The following is an 8915-nucleotide window of genomic DNA, read 5'->3' as shown; positions in this document are numbered from 1 at the left end:
ATCAGTTTTTATGTCAACATAATACTTCGAATCCAATGCGAATTTGCTCATACAAGGCGTTTACCACTAAAATATCGTAAATAGAATGACTTATGGTGGGTTAAAATACTTTGTTGCGGAATTGCTGGTCCTGGAGTTACCCCATTTTTTACGGCAAAAACATACACCGCCCCGATAAATCGGGGCAGTGAAAGAGTGAAATTAGCGGGAATTTTCTCTCCAAAACAGCATATTTAGAAAGAATCATAAAAACCGTAATTTAACAAACTTACACTTTGACAGAATATAGTATTTGTGGTTAAATTTCCCTAACAAAAATAACTACCATAAAGAAGCAATACGTTTTTTACTAATAACATTCTAACCACGGAGGTAATTATGAAACATGTGTTTTCGTTTTTTCTCACACTAGCATTACTCATATCTTTTTGTTCTTGTACTTATGCATTAACACTAACAGAAAATTTCGAAGGCTATACCTTAACCGATGACCTTATAGGCGAGGGAACAACTGGCGGAGACTGGAGCGCTGATCAAAAATGGTCAAGTATAGGGATGGTAGCCGATGATTGGACATGCCAAACTGTCAACGCAAGTAATGCTGGTCAATTTGTTTCGGATATGCTACCAGCTCATTCAGGTTACAGGGCGTTTGGTCATACAATAAATACAAATGCAACATGTGAATTACAATACATAATTTCAGGTGCCTCTCCAGGGTTTGATCTTACTTATTCTGGATTCAGTGTAAGCGATAATGCTGAAAGTAACGGGCCAGTATTGTTCTGGAAAACAGATGGAGCGGATAATTTAATACTTAAAGCAGCAACAAGCGGACCTGATATTTTTATATATAATTTTGGAAATTTAACAGGAAAGACTATAGGAATAAAAATAGAAGACGTTGATTTCGATGCTGATACATACAATGTTCTTCTTGATTTAGACGGTGGGACAGAGTATGCATGGAATTATCATACTGAAGAGAGTGCATATGTTGGTTTTGAAGCCGATATAGCTAATTTTAGTGCTTTTGGAATTGGAGGGAACCCAGGCAATGGAGCTACTGCTTCACTTGATAATATAGTAATTAACGGTGTCCCAGAACCGTCAACCTACGCATTATTCGGTCTCGGACTTTTTGGTCTCGCATATTTTCGTAGAAAGAGTTTGAAGAAATAGCTTAAAAAATATTCGCATGCTTTATAAAAAAGGGGACTGTCCCGAATTATTCTTAAATAATAGGGACAGTCCCCTTTTTTAATTAATGGAAAGATTTAACTGTTCGGGGGGAACTGAACGTTCACCGATATTTTCTTCAACAACATCAACTATTTTTTCAGCAAGAATGAATGGCAGACCCAGATCAGACATGAGCGCGGTAATGATTTTTTTCCTATTCCATCCTTTTTCTAATGATACTGTGTCTTCATGTGCTTTATTCATGAGTTTTCTGAGCTGAGCTCTTTTCTCACGATACAAGATATATGATTTTGCGGTTTCTATCTGCCCCATTTCCATCAATATGCGTTCAACGGTATCCTGTATGGTTTCAATATCAGGTATACTTCCCTGATATTGCTTGCCCAGATATAACGCAACTGATTCGGCAAGCTCGTCGGCGAGCAACCTATCTTCTGTGCCAACAGATTTTATCGCCTGAAAAATTGCGTGCGCTATTTTCTTTTTTTCAAAAGGAACGACATTGCCATCCCTTTTCTTTACAAATGCCACTGTATTTTTATTTTTTTCCATTCCGTTATCTCTATACGACCTGTACGATAAAAATATTATTTATTATTTTTCGGTGAAAGAAGATTTTTTACTTCACTCATAAATTCGTTTACATCTTTAAACTGCCGATACACCGATGCAAAACGGATATATGCTACTTCATCAAGGAGATGCAGTTTTTTCATAACCACTTCACCGATATTGTTACTTTCCACTTCCCTATCATATACCTTCATTAGTTCCATCTCAACGCCATCAACCGTCTTTTCTATATCATCCATACTCACCGGTCTCTTTTCACATGCTTTCATAACGCCTGAGAGTATTTTATGCCGATCATAATCTTCTCTACGACTATCTTTTTTAATGACTTTTAACGTCAATTCTTCAATACGCTCATATGTCGTAAACCGTTTCTCACAATCAAGGCATTCTCTTCTGCGCCGTATAACCCATCCATCTTGAGATGCACGGGAATCAACGACCTTATCTTCAGGATGACTACAGTATGGACAATTCATATTATTAGACCCCAGACTATAGACTAAAAACTAATTTATTTTTTAGCATTTCGTCCGTTATTACATTATTAGTTTAAATATCACTATAAAGCGGATAGTTATCAGTAAGTGTTATTACACGTTTTTTTACTTGAGCAATTGCGTCCTTATTTTCTATATCTGATAGTGCCGTTACAATCAGATCGGCAATTTCAGCCATGGCGTCTTCTTTCATCCCACGTGTTGTTACCGCCGGCGTGCCGATTCTGATCCCACTGGTAACAAAAGGACTTGCCTGATCAAATGGGATCATATTTTTATTTACCGTGATCCCTGCCTCATGGAGTGCATTTGCCGCGTCTTTACCGGTTAACTTAACTGATGTCATATCAACAAGCATAAGATGATTGTCTGTGCCGCCAGAAACTATTCTGAGCCCCTTATCTGAAAGTTCTTTTGCAAGACACGCCGCATTATCAACGACTTGTTTTTGATATTTTTTGAATTCCGGAGTAAGCGCCTCTTTAAATGCAACCGCTTTTGCCGCAATAACATGTTCTAGCGGACCGCCTTGAATCCCAGGGAATACCTGTTTATCAACTTCTTTTGCAAATTGCTCCCTGCAGAGTATCATTCCGCCACGAGGTCCACGCAATGTTTTATGTGTTGTTGTTGTCACAAAATCGCAGTGTGGCACAGGGCTTGGATGATATCCTGCCGCAACAAGTCCGGCGAAATGTGCCATATCCACCATGAGATACGCACCAACCTTATCCGCAATATTTCGTAACCTTTCTGAATCAATAATACGGGGATATGCGCTCGCACCCCCAACGATCATTTTCGGCTTGTGCTCCAAAACTAATTTTTCTATCTCATCATAGTCAAGTGTCTCAGTATCTTCTTTCACACCGTAAGGAACAATCTTATAGTACCGTCCTGAAAAATTCATCGGGTGACCGTGTGTGAGATGCCCCCCGTGCGCAAGACTCATAGCCACAATAGTATCGCCCGGATTTAAAACGGAAAAATATACAGCCATGTTCGCTTGTGATCCTGAGTGAGGCTGTACATTCGCGTGATCGGCACCAAAAAGCTCTTTTGCGCGTTCAATCGCTAAAGTTTCAGTTATATCAACGTTCTCGCAACCGTTATACCACCTTTTATCAGGATATCCTTCCGAGTATTTGTTTGTCATTACTGAACCCTGCGCTTCAAGGACTGCTTCACTGACAAAATTCTCTGATGCGATAAGTTCTATTGTTTCTTTTTGTCTTTTAATTTCTTTCTGAATCGCAGCATATACCTGCGGATCTACTTCTTTTAACGTTTTACTCATCGTTAACTCCATTTGTTGTTAAGGGATAGAGAAATCCCCTAATTCTCACTATTATCTATTTTTTGCACTCGTCTTTGATGCCGGCCGCCTTCAAACTCTGTCGCAAACCATACATCCATAATAACCCGCGCATTTTTTTCATCTACCGGGTTTGCTCCCATAACAAGAATATTTGCATCATTATGCAACCTGCTCATTCGTGCCGCATATTCATCCGTACAAAGTGCCGCTCTGATACCTTGTACCTTATTTGCCGTCATAGACATACCTTGACCGCTTGTGCATATCAAGACACCACAATCGGTTTTTTTATCTTTAACATCATGCGCAACAGCTTTAGCGTAATCAGGGTAATCAACTGATTCTTTGTCATAACAACCATGATCAGTGACCTCGTACCCCTGCTCTTTCAAATAACCCGCAACAAAAGTCTTTAAGTCATATCCTCCATGGTCAGATCCAATCGCCACTTTCATCTTTCACTCCTAATATTTGTTGTTTCCTAATAATTAAGGGGACACGTACCTAATTAGTCTTTTTTTGCCCAAGTTTTCTTTTTCTTATAATAATTAGGAACATGTCCCCTTAATTATTATAGCTGTTTTATATTTCCCCTTTTATGAGGCGTATAGCAAGATTACTCAATGAATTTTGCATCTCATTTATACATGTATCGTATGCGTGTTCCGGTTGTGTCACCGGATCCGCAACATCCATTGAACCACTATCTGCACCGTTTTCATCATACTCTTTTAACAAATGTACTTTGTGTGCAGCATCAGGGTATTTCTTTATAATTGATTTCTTGTGTTCTTCAGCCATCACAATAACAAGATATGATTTCTGTATCATATCCTCACTTATTGAACGTGATATATGTCCTGATATATCAATTCCTCTTTTCTTCAGTGCTTCCACAGCATGCGGAGAAGCCGATAACCCTTCAAGAGCTGCTGTTCCCGCACTCATTATCTTGAAATCATATTTTTTTCTCAGCAGATTTTTCAAGATACCTTCTGCCATCGGACTCCTGCAACTGTTGCCTGTACAGACAAATAAGATTGTTGTCATGTATCCTCAACACATTTTTTTATTTCATCACTGGCAACTGCCCCAACCCTCAAAATATCTACTGTCTCTGCAAAGCACTTAACAACTGTTGACCCCACCAAATATTCTGTAGGGCCTGAATCTATAATAAGCTCTATATCCCCATCAAAATCATTTAAAACATCATCCGCGCACATCGGCGAATTGTTTCCGCTCTTATTTGCACTCGGGGCCGCTATAGGGACATTGCACGTTTCAATAAACTTTTGTGCAACAGCATGCCGCGGAAAACGAAACCCAACTGAATGTATTGATTCTATGATTTTTTCAAAACTAGGTGCTAACGCAAGGCGTTCATCTCCGGAATACGATTCATTTAAAGGAAGCACCATAGTTAATGGACCAGGCCAATACTTCCTCATCAGCTTCCGTGCCTGCGCATTAATATCTACCGCATAGTGCGTGATTGTTTCTTGTGCTGCAATGTGAATAGTAAATGGCTTTCCTTTTTCCCTCTCCTTTAACGCATACATCTTCTTAACAGCATCATCCCGCGCTGCATTACATGCCAGACCATACACTGTTTCAGTAGGAAACGCGACGATACCACCACGACGTACAATCTGCGCTGCCTCTTCTATACTGCGCATATCAGGAGCATCTTTATCGACATGCAAAACGCGTGTTGCCACTGGTATTATTCCTTACACTTATCTTTTACTCTTTTTTCAGCAGCATCAACTTTTTGAGCTAGTTCTTTCTTATGCTCTTCAAGTTTCTTTTGCAGGGTACTATCTGAAAGAGAAAGTATTTGCATTGCTAAGATCGCCGCATTTACCGCACCTGCTTTACCTAACCCCATTGTTGCCACAGGCACCCCTGATGGCATCTGTACTGTAGATAAAAGAGCGTCTAATCCTTTTATATCACTTGAAGGAACCGGTACACCAATAACGGGAATTATTGTGTGAGACGCAATCACTCCTGCTAGATGCGCTGCACTTCCAGCAAACGCAATAATAATTTTAGTGCCTTTCTTTACCGCACCCTGAGCAAATGCTAACGCTTTATCAGGTGATCTGTGTGCAGATATGACATTAATATCATAGGCTATCCCATTCTTTTTCAACACGTCTATCGCGCTTTCAACAATCGGAAAATCTGAATCACTACCCATTACAATACTAACACTCATATTTCCTCCTTCTTTAAAAGCTATAAGCTGTAAGCTTTAAGCTATATGCAATAAATACTAAAATTCGAAATAAACTCCAATAACCTAAATAGTGGATGGCGGTTAGTTTAGCTTTTGCTTTAATTTTTTAACTATACGCTACCCGCTATGCGCTAAATGCTATACATGCTATATTATCTTAAAGCTTACAGCTGGAATGTCCCCTTAATTCCAATATCTTTTCTATAGAACATACCGTCAAAATGTATTGCTGCACACGCCTTATACGCTTTATCAATTGCCTCTTGAAGATTTTTCCCTAATGCAGTTATACCGAGTACCCGGCCACCTGAAGTTACTACTTTTTCATTATCATTTTTTGTCCCTGCATGAAAAACACATACAGCATCCAATTCTCCCGCTGCTTCTAATCCATGTATTTCTTTACCTGTTTCGTAACTTCCCGGATATCCTCCACTAGACATAACAACACATACTGCAGACTCTTCTTTATACTCTATTTCAATATCACTTAGTGTCCCATCTATTGTCTTTTCAATAATATCTATTAGATCATTTGCAATACGCGGCAAGACAACTTGTGTTTCAGGATCACCAAAACGCACATTATATTCTAATACCTTTGGACCGCTTTCAGTGATCATCAAACCGGCATACAAAACACCCGTATACAGTTTCCCCTCACTTTTCATTCCTTCTATTGTTGGAAGCAGTATATTGTCTGTGATCCACACTATATCTTCTTCAGACACAAAAGGTGCCGGTGAATACGCTCCCATGCCGCCCGTATTCGGCCCCTTATCATTATCAAATATTCTTTTATGGTCTTGTGCAGAAGGGAGAACCTTGATCGTTTCCCCGTCTGATATCGCAAAAATCGACACTTCCTGTCCTCGTAAAAACTCCTCGATAATGATTTCGTTTCCTGCTTCACCAAAGACTTTATTGTCGAGAATATCACTTATTGCCTTTTTTGCCGCATCATGTGTTTCGGCAATAATAACACCTTTACCCGCACATAAACCATCTGCTTTAATGACAATTGGGACTGTCAATGTATCTACAAACTGTATCGCAGAAATAGATGTGCTGAAAGCACTGCTTTTTGCGGTTGGAATATTATATTTTTGCAACAATTCTTTTGTAAACACTTTACTTGATTCAAGTATAGCCGCATCTTTTGATGGGCCAAAGATCTTTAGTCCTCTTGCTTTAAACTCGTCACAAATGCCTATCGTAAGCGGTAACTCAGGGCCAACGATCGTTATATCAACATTGTGAGACAAAGCAAAATCCGCTAGTCCTGAAACATCATTTACATCAAGAGGAACACATTCGGCTATCTTCTCTATTCCGGCATTTCCCGGTGCACAATATATTTTTTCTACACGAGGACTCTGTGCAACTTTCCAAGCAATAGTATGTTCTCTTCCACCACCACCGATAATTAATATCTTCATATTTTGTTCCTGTATATTATTCATACTTCCATAAACGATAAACGATCAATGCTTAAAATGTCGCATTCCGGTAAATACCATAGCAATATTATGTTCGTTGCATGCCGCGATAACTTCTTCATCTTTTACAGAACCGCCAGGTTGAATGACCGCTATTATCCCTTCAGCGGCAATCGCATCAATACTGTCACGAAACGGAAAAAAAGCGTCTGATGCGAGTACTGAACCCTTAACTTCTTTATTCGCTTTTTGAATTGCTATACGCACAGAATCTACCCTGCTCATCTGCCCTGCGCCAACACCCACTGTTTCACTCCCCCTTGCAAGAACAATTGCGTTACTCTTAACATGTTTTACATTTGTCCACGCAAAAAGCAAGGTTTTCAACTCTTCGTCAGTCGGTTTTCTTTCAGTAACAACTTTGAGATCGTCTTCACGATACATTTCAGTGTCTCTCTCCTGCATTAAAAGACCGCCAACAACTTTTTTAAGTTCTCTACCAAAATACGTTTTATTCTTTAATGGCGCCCACTTATCAATGTTCTCTATTGTCATTAAGCGCAAATTCTTCTTTTCTTTCAAGAGGGCCTCAGCATCTTCATCAAATGATGGCGCGACAACAACTTCTTTAAAATCTTTTACAATTTCTTGCGCGACAGGTAACGTAACGTTTCTATTAAAACCAATGATACCCCCAAAGGCCGATATAGGATCTGTCTCTCGTGCTTTTTGATATGCCTCGAGTATCGTCTGGGCACATGCAGCCCCACAGGGATTACCGTGCTTGATAATAACTGCCGCAGGCTGGTCAAATTCTTTTATCAGCTCACATGTTGCATCAGTATCAAAGATATTATTATATGATAATTCTTTACCATGGTGTTGTACTGCATTTGATATGCAGGGTTCTTTACATCCAATTTCCTTATAATATGCACCTTTTTGGTGTGGATTCTCGCCATAACGCAAATCCTGCGACTTCTTGAATGTAAGCGTTAATATCGGCGGAAACTCTTTACGTGCACTCGGCAACATATTGCCCAGATAATCATAAATAACTGCATCATATCGTGCACTCACCTGAAACGTTTCTACCGCTAACCTGAATTTACATTCATCGCTTAATCCACACTTGTTTCTCTTTAACTCATCTAAGATAACCTTATATTTTGAAGGATTCACTATCACCGCAACATCTTTATAATTTTTCGCTGCAGATCGTAGCATTGTCGGGCCACCGATATCAATGTTCTCAATAATTTCCTCAAATGTTACATTTGGTTTAGCAATCGTTTCCTCAAAAGGGTACAGGTTAATAACAACCATGTCTATCGGCTGTATACCATGATCTTGTATCTCTTTAAGATGCTTTGGATTATCACGTTTTGCAAGTATGCCGCCATGTACTTTTGGATGCAATGTCTTGACGCGCCCGTCAAGCATTTCAGGGTATCCGGTAAAATCTGAGACATTTACAACAGGTAATCCCGCCTCTTTTAATGTTTTTGCCGTGCCTCCTGTTGATATTATCTCAATCTTTAATTCACGCAAGCCTGTAGCAAATTCAACAATGCCTTTTTTATCTGAAACACTGATTAATGCTCTTTGGATCGTCTTCATTACAACTCCTTGTTCGC

The 8915-nt window shown here is 39.4% G+C and carries 10 protein-coding genes; 1 reads left to right on the top strand and 9 read right to left on the bottom strand.

What is annotated here, in order from left to right:
- Positions 1-378 precede the first annotated feature (378 nt).
- Positions 379-1182 carry a PEP-CTERM sorting domain-containing protein gene (locus P9M13_03375; GenBank protein MDP8262328.1) on the top strand — a complete coding sequence of 268 codons (804 nt, stop codon included), beginning with the start codon at positions 379-381 and terminating at the stop codon, positions 1180-1182.
- A gap of 78 nt (positions 1183-1260) precedes the next feature.
- On the opposite strand, the gene P9M13_03370 is transcribed toward P9M13_03375, so the two are convergent.
- The 9 genes from P9M13_03370 to purH all read right to left on the bottom strand — a co-directional run bounded on the left by P9M13_03370 (position 1261) and on the right by purH (position 8898).
- Positions 1261-1755, bottom strand: coding sequence for an ATP cone domain-containing protein (locus P9M13_03370; GenBank protein MDP8262327.1), 495 nt, complete (start codon positions 1753-1755; stop codon positions 1261-1263).
- Positions 1756-1790: 35 nt separating this feature from the next.
- Positions 1791-2255 (bottom strand): transcriptional regulator NrdR, encoded by a 465-nt coding sequence (nrdR, locus tag P9M13_03365; GenBank protein ID MDP8262326.1) that lies wholly within the window; start codon positions 2253-2255, stop codon positions 1791-1793.
- Positions 2256-2328: 73 nt separating this feature from the next.
- Entirely contained in the window at positions 2329-3573 is a 1245-nt protein-coding gene (gene glyA, locus P9M13_03360) for a serine hydroxymethyltransferase (protein MDP8262325.1), read from the bottom strand.
- A 38-nt stretch (positions 3574-3611) separates the two neighbouring features.
- Positions 3612-4049, bottom strand: a complete 438-nt coding sequence (gene rpiB, locus P9M13_03355) for a ribose 5-phosphate isomerase B (GenBank protein MDP8262324.1) — start codon at positions 4047-4049, stop codon at positions 3612-3614.
- A 127-nt stretch (positions 4050-4176) separates the two neighbouring features.
- Positions 4177-4644: a low molecular weight protein arginine phosphatase gene (locus tag P9M13_03350; GenBank protein ID MDP8262323.1), complete on the bottom strand. Its 468-nt coding sequence runs from the start codon at positions 4642-4644 to the stop codon at positions 4177-4179.
- On the bottom strand, positions 4641-5315 hold the full coding sequence (locus P9M13_03345) for an L-threonylcarbamoyladenylate synthase (protein MDP8262322.1): 675 nt from the start codon (positions 5313-5315) through the stop codon (positions 4641-4643). Before P9M13_03345 ends, P9M13_03350 begins: the two co-directional genes overlap by 4 nt.
- Before the next feature lie 5 nt (positions 5316-5320).
- On the bottom strand, positions 5321-5818 hold the full coding sequence (gene purE / locus P9M13_03340; protein ID MDP8262321.1) for a 5-(carboxyamino)imidazole ribonucleotide mutase: 498 nt from the start codon (positions 5816-5818) through the stop codon (positions 5321-5323).
- A 185-nt stretch (positions 5819-6003) separates the two neighbouring features.
- Positions 6004-7278: a phosphoribosylamine--glycine ligase gene (gene purD, locus P9M13_03335; GenBank protein MDP8262320.1), complete on the bottom strand. Its 1275-nt coding sequence runs from the start codon at positions 7276-7278 to the stop codon at positions 6004-6006.
- Positions 7279-7323: 45 nt separating this feature from the next.
- Entirely contained in the window at positions 7324-8898 is a 1575-nt protein-coding gene (gene purH / locus P9M13_03330) for a bifunctional phosphoribosylaminoimidazolecarboxamide formyltransferase/IMP cyclohydrolase (GenBank protein ID MDP8262319.1), read from the bottom strand.
- Between the last annotated feature and the right edge of the window lie 17 nt (positions 8899-8915).

This window comes from Candidatus Ancaeobacter aquaticus (genome assembly GCA_030765405.1).
Classification (GTDB): Bacteria; Auribacterota; Ancaeobacteria; order Ancaeobacterales; family Ancaeobacteraceae; genus Ancaeobacter; species Ancaeobacter aquaticus.
Note: the sequence above shows the minus strand (reverse complement) of the source record. Positions and strands in the feature narration are given on the sequence as shown.

What these genes read in the sequence shown, in the direction of transcription:
- P9M13_03375 (MDP8262328.1), top strand. Translation starts at nt 379, where the DNA reads ATGAAACATGTGTTTTCGTTTTTTCTCACACTAGCATTACTCATATCT.
- P9M13_03370 (MDP8262327.1), bottom strand. Translation starts at nt 1,755, where the DNA reads ATGGAAAAAAATAAAAATACAGTGGCATTTGTAAAGAAAAGGGATGGC.
- nrdR (MDP8262326.1), bottom strand. Translation starts at nt 2,255, where the DNA reads ATGAATTGTCCATACTGTAGTCATCCTGAAGATAAGGTCGTTGATTCC.
- glyA (MDP8262325.1), bottom strand. Translation starts at nt 3,573, where the DNA reads ATGAGTAAAACGTTAAAAGAAGTAGATCCGCAGGTATATGCTGCGATT.
- rpiB (MDP8262324.1), bottom strand. Translation starts at nt 4,049, where the DNA reads ATGAAAGTGGCGATTGGATCTGACCATGGAGGATATGACTTAAAGACT.
- P9M13_03350 (MDP8262323.1), bottom strand. Translation starts at nt 4,644, where the DNA reads ATGACAACAATCTTATTTGTCTGTACAGGCAACAGTTGCAGGAGTCCG.
- purE (MDP8262321.1), bottom strand. Translation starts at nt 5,818, where the DNA reads ATGAGTGTTAGTATTGTAATGGGTAGTGATTCAGATTTTCCGATTGTT.
- purD (MDP8262320.1), bottom strand. Translation starts at nt 7,278, where the DNA reads ATGAAGATATTAATTATCGGTGGTGGTGGAAGAGAACATACTATTGCT.
- purH (MDP8262319.1), bottom strand. Translation starts at nt 8,898, where the DNA reads ATGAAGACGATCCAAAGAGCATTAATCAGTGTTTCAGATAAAAAAGGC.